This is a genomic window from Niallia laureatilytica, from assembly GCF_046613985.1.
In the GTDB taxonomy this organism is placed as follows: domain Bacteria; phylum Bacillota; class Bacilli; order Bacillales; family Cytobacillaceae; genus Niallia.
The window spans coordinates 364889-381891 of sequence record NZ_JBKKHP010000002.1; the positions used below are offsets into that span (position 1 = coordinate 364889).

13 protein-coding genes and 1 riboswitch are annotated in these 17003 nt (G+C 40.3%); of the genes, 12 read left to right on the top strand and 1 reads right to left on the bottom strand.

Features of this window, described 5'->3' with window-relative positions; translation table 11 throughout:
* The first annotated feature begins 25 nt into the window (after positions 1 to 25).
* The 5 genes from ganA (at position 26) to ACLIJJ_RS07020 (ending at position 9001) form a co-directional block, all read left to right on the top strand.
* Positions 26 to 2089 (top strand): beta-galactosidase GanA, encoded by a 2064-nt coding sequence (gene ganA, locus ACLIJJ_RS07000; RefSeq protein WP_237941034.1) that lies wholly within the window; start codon positions 26 to 28, stop codon positions 2087 to 2089.
* A gap of 191 nt (positions 2090 to 2280) precedes the next feature.
* Positions 2281 to 4959: a glycosyl hydrolase 53 family protein gene (locus ACLIJJ_RS07005; protein ID WP_411410700.1), complete on the top strand. Its 2679-nt coding sequence runs from the start codon at positions 2281 to 2283 to the stop codon at positions 4957 to 4959.
* 281 nt (positions 4960 to 5240) lie between these two features.
* The gene (locus ACLIJJ_RS07010) at positions 5241 to 6824 is read left to right on the top strand and encodes a PTS sugar transporter (RefSeq protein WP_411410701.1); all 1584 of its coding nucleotides are present in this window, start codon (positions 5241 to 5243) and stop codon (positions 6822 to 6824) included.
* A 124-nt stretch (positions 6825 to 6948) separates the two neighbouring features.
* Complete coding sequence (locus ACLIJJ_RS07015) at positions 6949 to 7968, top strand: threonine aldolase family protein (protein WP_237941040.1); 1020 nt, start codon at positions 6949 to 6951, stop codon at positions 7966 to 7968.
* Between the two features lie 118 nt (positions 7969 to 8086).
* Positions 8087 to 9001 (top strand): dihydrodipicolinate synthase family protein, encoded by a 915-nt coding sequence (locus ACLIJJ_RS07020; protein ID WP_237941043.1) that lies wholly within the window; start codon positions 8087 to 8089, stop codon positions 8999 to 9001.
* Positions 9002 to 9157: 156 nt separating this feature from the next.
* Here ACLIJJ_RS07020 and ACLIJJ_RS07025 read toward each other — a convergent pair whose 3' ends face one another.
* A complete protein-coding gene (locus ACLIJJ_RS07025; RefSeq protein ID WP_233317129.1) occupies positions 9158 to 9556 on the bottom strand; it encodes a (deoxy)nucleoside triphosphate pyrophosphohydrolase in 399 nt (132 codons plus the stop codon).
* A gap of 421 nt (positions 9557 to 9977) precedes the next feature.
* A riboswitch (ZMP/ZTP riboswitch) is annotated at positions 9978 to 10058 on the top strand.
* 122 nt (positions 10059 to 10180) lie between these two features.
* On the opposite strand from ACLIJJ_RS07025, the gene ACLIJJ_RS07030 reads away from it, so the two are divergent.
* The 7 genes from ACLIJJ_RS07030 (at position 10181) to ACLIJJ_RS07060 (ending at position 16667) form a co-directional block, all read left to right on the top strand.
* Positions 10181 to 11380, top strand: a complete 1200-nt coding sequence (locus tag ACLIJJ_RS07030) for a phosphoglycerate dehydrogenase (RefSeq protein ID WP_411410702.1) — start codon at positions 10181 to 10183, stop codon at positions 11378 to 11380.
* 232 nt (positions 11381 to 11612) lie between these two features.
* Complete coding sequence (locus ACLIJJ_RS07035; protein ID WP_233317127.1) at positions 11613 to 11813, top strand: hypothetical protein; 201 nt, start codon at positions 11613 to 11615, stop codon at positions 11811 to 11813.
* A 114-nt stretch (positions 11814 to 11927) separates the two neighbouring features.
* Positions 11928 to 13133: an amidohydrolase gene (locus ACLIJJ_RS07040; RefSeq protein WP_411410703.1), complete on the top strand. Its 1206-nt coding sequence runs from the start codon at positions 11928 to 11930 to the stop codon at positions 13131 to 13133.
* 153 nt (positions 13134 to 13286) lie between these two features.
* The gene (gene pduL / locus ACLIJJ_RS07045; protein ID WP_233317125.1) at positions 13287 to 13853 is read left to right on the top strand and encodes a phosphate propanoyltransferase; all 567 of its coding nucleotides are present in this window, start codon (positions 13287 to 13289) and stop codon (positions 13851 to 13853) included.
* A 139-nt stretch (positions 13854 to 13992) separates the two neighbouring features.
* Positions 13993 to 14961, top strand: a complete 969-nt coding sequence (locus ACLIJJ_RS07050; protein ID WP_237941049.1) for an SIS domain-containing protein — start codon at positions 13993 to 13995, stop codon at positions 14959 to 14961.
* Between the two features lie 86 nt (positions 14962 to 15047).
* Complete coding sequence (locus ACLIJJ_RS07055) at positions 15048 to 15884, top strand: PfkB family carbohydrate kinase (RefSeq protein ID WP_411410704.1); 837 nt, start codon at positions 15048 to 15050, stop codon at positions 15882 to 15884.
* Between the two features lie 72 nt (positions 15885 to 15956).
* Positions 15957 to 16667, top strand: a complete 711-nt coding sequence (locus tag ACLIJJ_RS07060; RefSeq protein WP_233317122.1) for a GntR family transcriptional regulator — start codon at positions 15957 to 15959, stop codon at positions 16665 to 16667.
* Positions 16668 to 17003 lie beyond the last annotated feature (336 nt).

Below are 17003 nucleotides of genomic sequence, written 5' to 3' on the forward strand. Positions count from 1 at the left end.
ATAAGGAAACAAAAAGGAGACTTTTATGGCAAACAAAGAGAAAACATTTGTTACAGATGCTAAATTTATGCTGCATGGCGGCGATTATAACCCTGATCAGTGGCTGGACCGTCCAGATATTTTAGCGGATGACATTAAGCTGATGCAGCTGTCCCACACAAACACTTTCTCGCTTGGGATATTTGCGTGGAGCGCCTTGGAACCAGAGGAAGGTGTCTACCATTTTGAATGGCTTGATGAGGTGATAGAAAGAATTCATGGTATTGGCGGCAAAGTGATTTTGGCTACGCCAAGCGGTGCAAGACCTGCATGGATGTCCCATAAATATCCGGAGGTGCTGCGTGTTGACGGCGCTAGAAGGAAGCAGCTCCATGGCGGGCGCCATAATCACTGCTTCTCTTCTAGTGTTTATAGAGAAAAAACACAGCAGATTAACAGATTGCTTGCTGAAAGATACGGCAGCCATCCGGCTTTGCTGATGTGGCATATTTCCAATGAATATGGCGGGGAATGTCATTGTGATACCTGTCAGGAAGCCTTCCGACAATGGCTGAAGAAAAAGTACGACAATAACTTGAAGGCTGTCAATGATGCTTGGTGGGGGCCGTTTTGGAGCCACACATACAGTGACTGGTCACAGATTGAATCTCCTTCTCCAATCGGTGAGAATGCAGTGCACGGCTTAAACTTGGATTGGCGCCGATTTGTGACAGACCAGACAATTGACTTTTTTGAGAATGAAATTGTTCCAATTAAAGAGATTTCACCAGATATTCCGATTACTACAAATTTGATGGCAGATACATTTGATTTGATTCCATTCCAAAGTCTTGATTACAGCAAGTTTGCGCGTCACGTAGATGTGATAAGCTGGGATGCATATCCTGCTTGGCATAATGATTGGGAAACAACAGCGGATTTAGCGGTGAAGGTTGGCTTCATTAATGATTTATTCCGCAGTTTAAAAGAGCAGCCGTTTTTGCTGATGGAGTCAACACCAAGTGCTGTCAACTGGCATAAAGTCAATAAAGCGAAACGTCCAGGCATGCATTTGCTTTCTTCTATGCAGATGGTTGCCCATGGTTCTGACAGCGTTCTATACTTCCAGTGGCGCAAATCGCGTGGGTCGTCAGAGAAGTTTCACGGTGCAGTTGTTGACCATGATAACAGCCCGGATAACCGGGTGTTCCAGGAAGTTGCCAAGGTCGGTACAACGCTGGAAAAGCTGACCGATATTGTCGGTACAAATCGTGTAGCAGATACAGCCATCCTGTATGATTGGGAAAATAACTGGGCGCTGAATGATGCGCAAGGCTACGGATTAGACACGAAGCGCTATCCGCAAACATTGCAGCAGCATTATCGCACATTTTGGGAGCAGGATGTTCCAGTTGATGTGATCACAAAGGAAAACGATTTTTCTAAATACCGTCTGTTGATTGTGCCGATGCTCTATTTAGCAAGTGAAGAGACGATTGCCCGCTTAAAAGCGTATGTAGCAAATGGCGGTACGTTAATCATGACATATATAAGCGGAATCGTGAATGAGCATGACTTAACGTATATGGAAGGCTGGCATCAAGATCTGCAAGACATGTTTGGCCTAAATCCAATTGAAACAGATACACTTTATCCGAAAGATGCTAACACTGTCCATTACGAAGGAAAGGATTATGTACTGAAGGATTATGCAACCGTTGTAAATATTGCCTCTGCTAATGTGGAAGGTGTGTATAAAGAAGATTTTTATGCAAACACAGCAGCAGTAACAAGCAATGCTTATGAGAATGGGAAAGCTTACTATATTGGCGGCCGATTAGATGATGAGTTTCATCGTGCTTTCTACGGCAAGCTTATTGAAGAATTGTCATTAAAGCCAGATTACGCGATAACACATGGCAGCGGAGTATCTGTTCAAGCAAGACAAGATGAAGGTAAAGAGTATCTCTTTATTATGAACTTTACAGAAGATACGCAGCCAGTTGTCCTTGGCAGTGAAGTAAAGGATGTTATTACTGGTGAGCAGCTTCATGGCAGTATAAAGCTAGATAAGTATGAAGTGAGAATAGTAGAGAAAGTAAAAGGCTAATTTTTAGGAAGAGAATGCGAGAACAGCAAGGAGTATCATGCATCATTTTAAAAAAATGAATGTATTAAGCACTGTGCTGTAACTCGTATTCTCTTTTTGTTGTAAAATTCTCCAATTAGAAGGTGATGTTGATGAAAAAGAAGTGCGGTAAATGGAGGAAAGTACTTCCTTTATTGTATGTATTGATATTAATGATAAGTCTAATGCCGACAAACACTAAAGCAGCAGAAAACAGCTATGCAGTGAATGGTGGAATGGAAACAGACTTCTGGACAGATGGTTCTTGGAGCTTTCAAGATTTAGATGATAGTCAGGTTGAGGTACATCATTTTGCTTATGCAGAAGATACTTGGATAAAACCTGCTGAAGGACAGTATGCTTTGAAATTCTGGATAAAGGACAATGCCAGTGCTCAAACCTTTAAAGTGAAGCAAACAGCTGCCTCACTTCCTGCCGGAAAGTACGAATTAACCGTGCAAACGATGGGGGGAGCAGATAAAGAAGCTGGACAGGTAGCGTTATTCGCAGGTTCAAGCAAAACAAGTCAGGCAGCTACAAAAGGCTATAACAACTGGGAGACACAGTCATTGACGTTTGAACTGTCTCAGGATACAGCAAACTTTGAGTTTGGCGCTGAAATTGCAGGACAGCCGAATACTTGGGGTTATTTGGACGGCTTTTCTCTGAAAAAGGTCGATGGCAGTGCAACGGAACCAGTGGAAAGTGATATTTTCGTTGAAAAAGTTGAGGGCTTAAACGATAACTTTATCAAGGGAGTCGATGTTTCCAGCATTATTACCCAAGAAGACAGCGGTGTTACATATTACAATGAAGAAGGACAAGAGCAGGATATTTTCAAAACATTGGCAGATTCAGGCGTTAATTATGTACGTGTCCGCATCTGGAATGATCCGTATGATGCAAGCGGAAACGGATATGGCGGCGGAAATAATGATTTGGAAAAAGCAAAGGAAATAGGAAAAAGAGCGACAGCGAATGGAATGAAGCTGTTAGTAGACTTCCATTATTCGGATTTTTGGGCAGATCCTGCTAAACAGCAGGCACCTAAAGCTTGGGCCAATTTAAGTCTTGAAGACAAGAAAAAGGCGTTGTACTCGTATACGAAGGACAGTTTGCAAGCATTGCTTAACGAAGGAATCAACATCGGCATGGTCCAGGTCGGCAATGAAACGACAGGTGGATTTGTGGGCGAAAAGGACTGGACAAAAATGTCTGAGCTGTTTAATGAAGGCAGCAAGGCAATCAAGGAAGTGGATCCTAACATCCTGACAGCCTTGCATTTCACTAATCCGGAAACAGCAGGCCGCTATGCATCAATAGCAAAGACACTCGATGATAACAATGTCGATTATGATGTATTTGCAAGCTCTTACTATCCATTTTGGCATGGGTCATTAAGCAATTTAACATCTGTTTTGAAAAATGTCGCAGACACATACGGTAAAAAAGTAATGGTCGCCGAAACATCCTATACATATACAAGTATTGATGGAGATGGCCATGAAAATACAGCACCAAAAAGCTCTGGACAAACATTAAATTATCCTGTCACTGTTCAAGGACAAGCAACAGCGGTCCGGGATGTGATAGAAGCGGTCGCTAATGTGGGAGATGCAGGCATCGGCGTGTTTTATTGGGAGCCTGCCTGGATACCAGTCGGCAGCCCAGATAAGTTAGCACAAAATAAAGCCATATGGGAGAAATACGGTTCTGGCTGGGCGTCAAGTTATGCTGCAGAATATGATCCCCATGATGCCGGAGCGTGGTTTGGCGGAAGTGCAGTCGATAACCAGGCATTATTCGACTTTAACGGAAAACCGCTCGCTTCGTTAAATGTGTTTAAATACGTGAACACAGGAGCAGTTGCCCCAGTTAAAATAGAGAAGCTGACAGACGTTACAATTGAGGCAGCAGCAGGGGAAGACATCAAGCTCCCTGAAACCGTAACAGCTGTTTATAATGATGGCACAGAAGGGCCGATTGCTGTCACTTGGGATGAGCAAGCTTTAATCGAGGCAATTAATGCAGGCATCGGTGAGTATGTTATTAACGGGACAGTAGAGGGCGGTTTGTCAGTTAAGGCAAATCTTACAATTAAACCGGAAAACTTTGTGCAAAATCCAAGCTTTGAAGAGGCAGATAAAAGCATGTGGAAAATTACGTATCCGAATGATTTAGCACCACATGCCGATTTTCTAAAAAATCCCGCAGATGCTAAATCTGGTGAACATTCTTTGCATTTCTATTCAGCAGACCGTGTAGACTTTACTGTTGAACAGACAATCACAGGACTGACTCCAGGCTACTATGATGCTTCCATGTTCATTCAAGGCGGAGATGCAGCTGCTGCCAATATGAAGCTGTATGTAAAAACGAATGATAAACAATATGATGTGCCAACTAATGTTACTGGGTGGAATATTTGGGCAGATCCTAAAATCAGCGATATTCTTATATTGAATGGAACTGTTACGATCGGTGCAAGCATTCAGGCGAACGCTGGCGCATGGGGAAGCTTGGATGATTTCTCCTTCGTAAAAACTGCTGATTACGAGGAAGCTGTAGAAGAGGAGGAGCAGACACCGCCTGCACAGGATGATCAAGCAGAGGACTCAGATGAGCAGGAGGAAGTTTCAGCAGGTGAAGAGATAAACAATGAAACTCCTGTAAAACAAGAGGAACCAAAACAAGAAACAGAAAAGCATGAAACAAATAAGCAAGTGAAAGAGGAAAACACACACCAAGAGCAAAAAGGCAACAGCCTGCCTGATACAGCTACAAGCATTTTTAACTTCTTGCTGTTAGGTTCTGTTCTTTTAGTTAGCGGCGCAATTTTGTATAAAATATAAAAGCAAGCCTGTCACTTTTTGAGAGAAGTGACAGGCTTTTTTGATTTTATTTAATAAAAAAGGAGAATATTACTAGTTTAATTATATATTTATTTATTTATTTATTTCGGCAAAGGTGTACAAGTTATGACACTTTTATGAATTTAAATACTTCTAAATTATCAAAAAATAACTAGAGAATTTAACCTGTATATGTTATTTTAGTATGGTAGCACTTTACCAAACTACCAAACTAAAGAAGTGTTTATTTATACATATATTAATTAAAGGGATGATGTGCAATGAAGAATATTGTCATTATTGGCAGCAGCGGCGGAAATCTGTTTAACCTCGGCGGCGCAAAACCAGTACAGCTATTGGAAGAAATATTAAAACAAGCACATGCAGCTGGATTGAATGTAGCTAATATCCAGTTTATCGCTGCGAAAGAGTCGATGGATACAGCAAAGGACCATACGAATGCGGCTATTTACGGCTATAAAGACAATGAGGTGCTATCTTTGTTTGAGGCTTCTTTAAAAGAGGTTAATCTTGAAGCAGCAAAGCTTGATAACATGATTGCAGCAAGTATTAGAAAAGGGGAAGTGGACGGCATCATTGCGATGAGTGCTGACACAAAAGCTGTTAACAAGGAGACTTTAGCTGCCGCCATTGAGAGAAAGCTGCCAATTGTCGGTACAGGAGGAACCTCTATGGCTGCAATGACAGTAATGGGCGCCAATGTTATTTCTTCCTCTGGTACGACAGGATCAACAAGCAGAACAAGAGCCATTTCGTTCATATCCTCCTTGTGTAAGCATTGGAACATAAAATTTAATCCCATCATCGGCTCATACGAAAAGACGCAAGCAACAAATACAGCTCCGTGGAAAAACATTAATATAAGGGGCATTATGGTTTCATCACTGCCAGGCTTTATCGCAATGGCGCTTATTCTCGCTATTAGCCAGATTCCAGCGCTGAAAGGATTAAGTGACATATTTGATTTAATGATAAATGCCTTACCAGTAATGCTTGCAGTTATAGCGGCTAAACAGGTTTCTGAACTGGATGAAGTGTCTATTATCGCGGGTGTTATTGCTGGGATATTGTCTGTTCAAGGCGGTATTATTGGCGGAATAATCGGCGGGATTGCAGCAGGTCTTCTTGTACAATTTTTCTTCCGCAAATGCATACAGTGGAAATTCCCAATCACGACTGTCAATATTGTCAGCGGCGGTTTATCGGGACTAATTGCTGGCTTATTCGTTTACTATTTAATCGGTCCGATTGCTTTACAGGCTGGCAACCTTATTAAGGATGTTATTGAACAAGCGGTAGCTTTTAATCCGATACTTGCCGGTGTACTAGCAGGCGTGCTCATATGGCCTGCAATTTTAGGCGGGGTTTATCATGCAGCAATCTTGCCAATTGTGCTGCTCGAAATGGAGAAAACAGGAAACAGCTTTTTAGGAGCTGTCGATATGGTTGGCTTAGTAATGGTGGCTGCAGGAATTAATCTTGCGAACATCGTTGCGCCAAGAGACAGAGGAGAGAGTGCTGTAGCTGCACCGGGCTTTTTAATCAATATGGGCTTTGGGACATTTGTAGAATCAGCGTATCCGTTCATGTTCTCCAATAAAATCGTCTTTGGCGGAGCACTTGTTTCAGCAGGAATTGGCGGAGGTCTTGTCGGCTTATTCAATGTAAGAGGAACAGCTTATGTTCCATCCTTTACAGCACCATTCCTTTCCAATAACATTGCAGGTTTTATTATCGCAATGGTTGTTCCCCTTGTCGTTGCTTTTCTGATTACACTAACTGCAAATAAGCTATCTTCCAAAAAGAGAACAGGAAAGAAATGGGAAGATGAAGTTGCAGTTTAATAGAAAGAAATCCCATTTTAAAACAATGGGATTTTTTTTATTTAGGAAAACGAATATAATTAGTGTAGATATCTATTTTTAACTAGGCAATATGTTTATTGTATTGCCAGACTGGAGGCAAAAGATGTACAGCTTTAAAAATGATTATAGTGAAGGTGCCCATCCAAATATATTGCAAGCACTAATAGAAACAAATCTTGTACAAGAAGCTGGTTACGGAGAAGACAGCTACACAATACAAGCGGTGAAACTTTTAAAGGAAAAAATGGGCCATGCAGATGCAGATATTCATTTGCTCTCTGGCGGCACACAAACAAATTTGACAGCGATTTCTGCCTTTTTAAGACCACATGAAGCGGCAATTGCTGCAACTAGCGGTCATATTTTCGTTCATGAAACTGGAGCAATTGAGGCCACAGGGCATAAAGTTGTTGCCATTGATACAGAGGACGGCAAGCTGACACCAGCACATATTCAGCAAGTGTTGGACGAACATACTGATGAACATATGGTTAAACCAAAGCTTGTTTACATATCCAATTCAACAGAAATTGGCTCTATTTATTTAAAGAGTGAGCTAGAAGCGCTGAAAAGCTTCTGTGACAGCCATAATCTTTTGCTATTTTTAGATGGAGCCAGACTTGGTTCTGCATTATGTGCAGACGGCAACGATCTTCAATTAAGCGACCTGCCCCACTTAGTGGACGCATTCTATATCGGAGGCACGAAAAACGGTGCCTTGCTTGGTGAGGCGCTTGTGATTATTCGTGATTCCTTGAAAGAGGATTTTCGTTATCATATTAAGCAAAAAGGAGCACTGCTTGCTAAAGGCAGACTTTTAGGAATTCAGTTTTTAGAGTTATTCCGTGATAATCTTTTCTTTGAGCTTGCTGAACATGCTAACAACATGGCAAGTCTTTTACGAACAGGTCTGCATAAGGAGAATATTGATTTCCTTATTGATTCTCCAACCAATCAACTGTTTCCGATTCTGCACAATGATCAGATCAAAAAGCTGCAAGACAAGTATGCTTTCTTAGTGTGGGAAAAAACGGATGCAGATAAATCAGCAATCCGCTTAGTAACGTCTTGGGCGACGAAAGAAGAAGCTGTCATTCAGTTTTTGAAAGATATAAAAGGGTAATAACAAAGTAAGCATGAAGACTTTTTTCATGCTTATTTTTAGTTATATGTAAGGGTTTACAATTGGGAAAATCTGCTGGTATAATCAGATTACATTATTAGGTAAAGGAGGAAGCAAATTGAACAAATTCAAGGGAATTATTCCACCTGTGTCCACGATTTTTGACGAAGAAGGCAAGCTGAGTGAAGTGGAAATGGCACAGTTGATTGACAGGCTGATTGAAGCAGGTGTTGACGGCTTGCTGTTTCTGGGGACTGGCGGGGAATTCAGTCAGATGTCTAGGGAGGAAAGATTACAGACAGCTGAGTTTGCGGTGAGGCATGTAAAAAGGAGAGTGCCTGTGTTAATTGGCACTGGCAGCACCAATACAAGGGAAGCGGTAGAATTAAGTGTACATGCCCAAAAAATAGGGGCAGATGGCGTTATGGTCATCAATCCTTTTTACTGGAAGCTGACTGATGACAATCTATATGGTTACTTCAGCAAAATTGCCCAGTCTGTTGACATTCCTGTTCTCCTCTATAACTTTCCTAACCTTACCGGCCAGGATTTAAGCCCTGAGTTTGTGGCCCGCCTTGTCGACGATCATCCCAATATTTCTGGCATTAAAGAAACCGTTGATTCTATCGGGCATATCCGTGATATGATAATGCAAGTAAAGCGTAAACATCCTCACTTTTCTGTTTTATGCGGTTATGATGACCATCTCTTAAATACGCTTCAGCTTGGCGGAGATGGAACGATATCTGCAAGCGGCAACTTCGCACCGCAAATTTCCATCGGCATTTACCGTGCCTTTTTAAACGGCGACCTTGTTAAGGCCTCCATCCTTTATAAGCAGCTAGCTATACTTCCGCAGCTTTACAAGCTTGACAGCCCATTTGTAAATGTTATAAAGGAGGCAATAAAGCAATGCGGCCTCGACATTTCTACATATGTTCTGCCACCGTCAGCACCACTTAATGAAAAGAAGATTTCACAAGTTAAGGAGATTTTAGCAGAAGCGGGAGTTTTACCTGCGGCAAAATCATAAAATTCCGTAACAGATGAACAATTGGTTCATCTGTTTTTTGTTTCTGTGTATAAACAAAGTGATATCTTAACAATGATGGTCCTATTGCCAGCTTTCTATCAATCAAGTCGCTTAATTTCAGACCTAATTTCCAGAATAAAGCCTTAATTAATATTGTCAGATGTATTCATTTATCAATTTATGTACTGCTGGAATATCAGCTGGAGCCCATTTTAATGATTCAAGATTCTCTCTCTTTAGCCAAATTAATTTAGAATGTTCCTTTGCATTTGGGCTGTCAGAAATAATAGTTGCCTTTATGCAAGTTAGGGTAATAATAAAGCTCTCATATTCATGCGTATTTTCGTGAAATAAATCGGTCGCTTTTATTTGGCAGCCAAGTTCCTCCATGATTTCTCTTTCTAATGCTTGAAATGCATTTTCACCAGCTTCTATTTTTCCTCCAGGAAACTCCCAACTGTTCGGAAGAGACATAACAGGTGAACGAAGGGCACATAATATTTCGTTTCGTTCGTTTTCTATAATTGCTGCAACTACATGAACTACCTTTTTCAATATGAGTATCCTCCTGTAACTCGAATGGTACCATAATAGCATTTTTTTCGAGTAAGAGCATGCTTCATCTAAAAAGCATTTGGCAGTTAAAATGGCAGCATAAAGGCTGGTCCAAAATTAAAGGAACAGCATACTTTAATGAAGAGATGCCTTTACACTGTTTTTCCGCGATAGAAATCCTCAAAGAAGATATCTTCGACTAATTAGATTAAAAATAGACATAGCTCTCTCTGTAGAATAGAGGCGTAGACTGATTTATACAAAATAATCTGTTAGTGAGCTTATTCTTTAGAATCCCGATTAATAGAAATATAAAGTTATTCCAGTAAAATGGCTTGGGATTTGGAAAATAATAAACTTGGTGAATTTTTAAATAATCATTGAATCTTACTGGAGAATTTGTTAAATTAGAAGAAATCAAAAGGCTGTGTGTGACTGGCGAAACGCGGGATTAACCGTAGGGGAGCACATAGTGTCGATGCCGTTCGCCTGGGCAGAGGTAAGGGAATAAAGCTTTCTCTTTTTCCTTTGCCTCTTTCTCTTTATTGGAAGAGATTTTGGGCTGTTTTTGGTCAAATAGCAAAGAATTTTGCAAACTATTTTATGGGAAGAGGAGCAACTTACATGAGCACAACCCTTTTAGACAAAGTAAAAACAATCAAAACCTTGAATAATATCGCAGGCAGCGGATTGAACGTATTTAAGAAAGAGAATTTTATCATTGATAATGACAGTGAAAATCCTGATGCGATTGTAGCTCGCAGTTATAATATGCATTCTATGGAATTTGGGAACAAATTAAAGGCGATTGCTCGTGCAGGTGCAGGTGTTAACAATATTCCTGTTGAAAATTGCACAGAAAAAGGAATTGTCGTTTTCAATACACCTGGAGCAAATGCAAATGCAGTAAAGGAAATGGTTCTGACTTCCTTAATGGCTTCTTCTCGTAATCTGTTTGATGGTATTGCTTGGGCGAAAAACCTGAAAGAAGAAGGCGACCAAATTCCAAAGCTTGTTGAAGCAGGTAAAAAGCAGTTTGTCGGTAAAGAAATTAAAGGAAAAACACTTGGTGTTATCGGTTTAGGAGCGATTGGAGCACTTGTTGCCAACGATGCTCTTGATTTGGATATGGATGTAATCGGCTTTGACCCATTCATCTCTGTTGATACAGCATGGAATCTTTCTCGAAATGTACAGCGTGCGATGACAATTGAGCAGCTGTTTACAGAAAGCGACTATATTACTGTTCATGTACCATTAACTAATGATACAAAAGGGATGTTTAACAAAGAAGCATTCAGCATCATGAAGGAAGGTGTTCAAATTCTGAACTTCTCCCGCGGAGAGCTGGTAAATGAAATCGATATGGCGGTTGCTCTTGAAAATGGCGAAGTCGGCAGATATATCACTGATTTTCCAAATGAAAATGTATTGAAAATGAAAAATACAATTCCTGTGCCTCATCTAGGTGCTTCAACACAGGAATCAGAAGAAAACTGTGCGATTATGGCTGCACGCCAAGTGAAGGATTACTTGGAAACAGGGAATATTAAGAATTCCGTTAACTTCCCAAATGTATATCTTCCTTATACAGGCAAGCAGAGAGTCGCAGCATTCCATAAAAACGTGCCGAATATGGTTGGACAAATCACGATGGCAATCTCTGGATACAGTTTGAATATCGCTGACATGGTTAACAGAAGCCGTGGTGAATATGCATACACGATGATTGATATTGACAATGAGGTGGCTGGCGATATCATCCCTTCATTAGAAGCAAAAATCCGTGAAATTGAAGGAATTGTAACTACTCGTATAATTTAAGATAATAGCTCTCACTTTGATGTGGGAGCTTTTTTTATTATAATAAAAATTAATAGTTTAAATAATTTTAATTTTCTTATAATTATTTGACTAGAAAAGATCTCAAAAAGTATAATGAAACCATTATTTTCTAAGGTTTGTTTAATGTCAACGTGAATCATATTAGAGGAACAAGCAGGCCTTCTACATAAAATAGCAGGAAACGCCCACCCTAAAAAGGTTGGGAGGTGCAATGATGGGAAATGACAAAATGCCTGATTTTAACAGCCTTGATGATCGTCTTATTGGAGATGGCTTGAACCAAGCAGCTTTTTCAATGAAAACAAATCTAGATCCAAAAGACCCTTTAGAGGACAATCCGTATTTTGATAAAACGAAGGAATATAGCAAAGAAGAACTAGAGAAATTTAGAAAGTTTTTCGGCGGCCGATAAAAATGAACTCCTGTGCCAAGGCATGCAGCCTGCTGCCTTGGTATCTTAACTATATAAGCATAGGTGTAAATTTAAATTTCAGAATTTACTGAATAATAAAAGGGAGGAATAGATATGCTGGAGAACTGGAACGAACAATTGGAGGAAATGTATAACAAGATGGTGGAATGGAGACGGCATTTTCATCAGTATCCAGAGCTAACCAACCAAGAATACAAAACATCTAAACTGATTGCAGACATCTTGACTGATTTTGGTATTAAAATCCGGACAAATGTCGGTGGGATGGGAGTTCTTGGGTATATTTACGGAGCGAAACCTGGTAAGACAATTGCACTGCGGGCCGATTTCGATGCATTGCCGATACAGGATGAAAAGAACGTACCATATAAGTCGAAGGTTGATGGTGTCATGCATGCATGCGGCCATGACGGGCACACAGCTACATTGCTGGCAGTTGGCAAGGTGCTGAATGAAAATCGAAAAAATCTTGCAGGAAACGTCATTCTTCTGTTTCAGCATGCAGAGGAAGGCGGAGGCGGTGCCGGAAAAATGATAGCAGACAATTGCCTTGAAGGAGTAGATGCAGTGTTTGGCAATCATTTATGGAGTCTTTATCCTACAGGGGAAATAGCATATACGAAGGGGTATACAACCGCTGCTGGCGATGGTTTCTCGATTAAGATTAAAGGCAAAGGCGGTCATGGATCATCTCCTCATGATACAGTTGATTCTATTGCGGTAGCAGGCCAGCTTATTAACCAGCTTCAATATATCGTCAGCCGCAAGGTGAATCCACAGAAAACAGCTGTACTAACAATTGGTTCCATTCATGCAGGGAATGCTGCAAACGTCATTGCTGATACTGCCGTAATGAAGGGCACGGTGAGAACATACGAAAAGGAAGTACAACAGCTTGTAAAAGAAGCAATGGAAGAGGCGATTAAAGGCATCTGCATGAGTTCGAAAGCAGATTATGAATTCAACTATAAGTATGGAATGCCAAGTGTATATAATCATCCTGCTGAAACGGATATTTTTGCAAACACCATTAAGACCTCCCTGCCTGAGTTAGTAATAAAAGAAGTACCTGCCCTCCTTGTAAGTGAGGATTTTGCATTATATCTAGAGAAGAAGCCGGGGATGATATTTTTTACAGGAGCAGGAAACGAGGAATTGCAAGCAATATATCCACATCACCATCCAAAGTTTGATTTTGATGAAAAAGCAATGCTTTATGCCGGAAAAGCAATGCTTGCTATCAGCCATTATTATTTAGCAGAAATACCGTCAGGATGTGCGGCAGTTACGGTAAAATAAGGATAACCTACCTTTTATCCATACAGGAGAAAAGGTTTTTTTTATTATAGGTTTATGGCAGACATATTGGGGCGATACAGGATATGATTAATCTTGATTAAACTGCTTTTATTAGGGAAAGGTAAAAAAAACGTTTAAAGGAGCTGGCAAAAAATGCAAATCCCGATCGGTGTATCAAATAGACATATCCATTTAACAAAAGAAGATGTAGAAAAGCTGTTTGGAGAAAATTATGAGCTGACAAGTAAAAAAGAATTATCACAGCCTGGAGAGTTTGCCGCAGAAGAAACGGTGACTATCAAAACGGATAAGTCTGAAATTAACAGGGTGCGAATTCTTGGTCCAATCCGTACGCTGACACAAGTGGAAATTTCAAAAACAGATGCCCGCCAGCTGGGCATTAATCCACCCATCCGCCCTTCCGGCAAAATTGAAGGAACACCTGGCATTACGATTATTGGTCCTCATGGAGAAATCACAATAGATAAAGGGGTTATTATTGCAGAGCGGCATATTCATATGACACAACAGGATGCTGACAATTTTGGTGTAAGTGATGGACAATATGTTAGTGTAAAAACGGACGGGGAAAGGGAGCTTATTTTCTATAAAGTATTAATCAGAGTTAAGGATACTTATGCCTTGGACATGCATATTGATACAGATGAAGCAAATGCTGCAGGAATTCAGACAGGGGATAAAGGGGTATTAATAAAATAGTTAAAAAACACGGTCTTTAGGGACCGTGTTTTTTATTAGAAACGAAAAGGTTGACGAAAAAGCAATATGTCGCTATTATTTGTATTAATAATACGTTTTAATACGTATTTTAAAATGGGCGGATAGGGGAGAGATAAAATTGAATATTAAGGAAATCATTAATGAAATACACACAAAAAAGGAAGAAGGAATGAAAGATATTTATTTAGTCGCCTGTGGAGGTTCTTTAGTCGATATGTATTTATCTGAATATTTCCTCAAAAGTGAAGCGAAAAGAACGAGAGTGTCCCTATACACGAGTAATGAGTTTGTGCATGCGGTGCCTAAAGCGCTGGGAAGTCATTCACTTGTTGTTGTCTGCTCCCATGGAGGCAATACGAAAGAGTCTGTGGAAGCAGCAAAAACGGCAAAAGAAAAAGGTGCATCGACTATTACATTGACACATAATGAAACAGGTGCATTAGTCGAATATGGAGACTATAATATTCTTTATAAATGGGGAGAAGAAACAGACGTAAAAGACAACCCAATGGCAATTATTTTTGCCATTGCCGTCGAAGCTTTACACAGTATAGAAGGATATGATGCTTATCATAAAGTAATAAAAGGGTTAGAGCAAATCAATACAGTTATTGCAAAAGCACGCATACAAGTAGCAGAAAGAGCAAGAGCCTTTGCTAAAAAATATGAGCATGAGAATATGTTCTATGTTTTGAGCAGCGGTGCTTCATACGGTCATGCCTACGGGTTTTCCATTTGTTCTTTAATGGAAATGCAATGGGTTCATGCTTCAGCCATACATACTGGGGAGTATTTTCACGGTCCATTTGAAGTAACAGATAAAGAAACACCATATATTTTACTTATGAATGAAGGCAGAACGAGAGCTTTAGATGAAAGGGCGCTTAGCTTCTTGAAGCAATATGGAGAAAAGCTAGAAGTGGTTGACTGCAAGGAATTAGGGATTAATACAATCGATGATGAGGTTGTCGAGTTTTTTAATCCGATTGTTTTCTACAGTATTTTAAGTGTGTACCGAGCAGAATTGGCAAAAATCAGACAGCATCCGTTAGAAACAAGAAGATATATGGGCAAGGTTGCGTACTAAAGTCGTTTTCTTCAGCTGTTTTTACAAAATTGATTAAAAATTGAGCAGTATTGTATAATTGGCGTGGGTTTTATACAGGTGATGTGATGGGGGAGAGGATTGCGGTGAAAGTATTAGGGATTGGCGATAATGTTGTCGATAAATATACATATAAAAGAATAATGTATCCAGGAGGAAATGCTCTGAATTTCAGTGTTTATGCGAAAACGCTTGGCGCTGATGCTGCTTATTTAGGGATATTCGGCACAGATGATGAGGCACATCATATTAGAAATGTACTGAAGGAATTAGCAATTGATACAAAACGCTGCCAGGAAGTCGAAGGAGAGAGCGGCTATGCATTAGTCGGACTAGAAAACGGTGATCGGGTGTTTTTGGAGAGCAATGATGGCGGAATAAGGAAGTATCATAAGCTCCAACTAAATAAGGAGGATATAAAATATATCCAATCCTTTGATTTGCTGCATACTAGCAAGTACAGCTATTTGGAAAAAGAGATGCCGAATATTAAAGCTGCAGGTGTACCAGTTTCCTTTGATTTTTCTGATGATTTCACAGAGGAATACTTGCTTGAAATTGGGCCATTTGTTGACTATAGCTTTCTTTCATGCAGCCACTTAACAGAAGAGGAAGCAAAGGCTGTCCTAAAGAAAATGGTATCACTTGGAAGCACACTTTCTATAGCAACAATGGGAGCAGAAGGAGCATTGCTGTATGATGGAGTAAGCTTTTACAAGCAAATACCGAAACTAATCGAGGCTGTTGATACATTAGGAGCTGGAGATTCCTTCCTGACAGCATTTTTGCTGCACTACTTACAACAAGAACAAGATGGTTTGGAAACTGCACTTGCTAAAGCTGCCGAATTTGCGGCAGCATCTTGTCTTGTAGAAGGTGCTTTTGGTCATGGCAAAGCTTATTAAGTGGAAAAGATTTATTTATTTTTAAGTCTTTGTTATTCTTGGAGTAAATGAATAGAATAGGTGATAACTAATATGATTAAGCAAGAGAATCGTGTCCCTCTCTATATACAGCTGAAAGAAACGCTGCGCACAGCTATTACTGCCAATCGCCTTAAAGCTGGTGACAAGATTCCGACAGAGGTGGAGCTCAGTGACAAGTATAATATCAGCAGAGTTACTGTCCGCAAAGCGATTACCGAATTGGTGGAAGAAGGCTATCTTGTAAAAAAGCAAGGCAAAGGGACATTTGTTCAGACACAAAAGATTGAAAGAAAGATTCTTCATTTAAAGAGTTTTACCGCTTCTTGTGAAGCACATGGCCTGAAAGTAACAAGTAAGGTTATCAAAAAGGAACTGATTGATCCAGATGACAATGAAAAAGAACGGTTAATGCTAGACGATGATGACCAGCTGATTCATATTCAAAGGGTCAGATATGCAGACGATCGTCCGCTCATGCTCGAAAATAATTTCTATTCCTTTAAGCGGTATAAATTTTTGCTGGAAGAGAGTCTCGACGGCTCCCTTTATGAGCTGTTAGAAGAGAAATACGGTATTAACCTAAACAATGCAGGAGAAACTTCCTTGGAAATTGTCAGAGCATCTGACCAGGAAGCGCCGCTGCTTGATATTACAATTGGAGAACCGCTTTTCTATTTGGAAACAGTCGTTTCTGATACTGCTGTCCCTGTTTATTTAGGAAGACAGTATATTGTCGGCGAACGATATAAGTTTTCGTTTTAAAGCCAGCTTGCAACCTTCTTAGAGGAGGTTGCTTTTTTGTATTATGCTGCTAAACGGTTGCCCACGCTCGAGGTCATAAGTCGCCGCTAAGCAGACGCCCTGCACTTTTCTGTCCAGTTCCGGGCGCCATCGGCTCGAGGTCATAAGCCAAGCTGTCCAAGAAGGTGGAAGAGCGCCACCTTCTAAGGCCATCTCGTCTTATGCAAGTCGCCGATAAGCAGGCGCCCTGCACTTTTCTGTAAATTCTAATAATATATTGACTATGCTGGTGGAAAGTAGTATAAATAAATAAAACGTCATGAAACGTATTAAATAATACATATGATTGTTGAGATG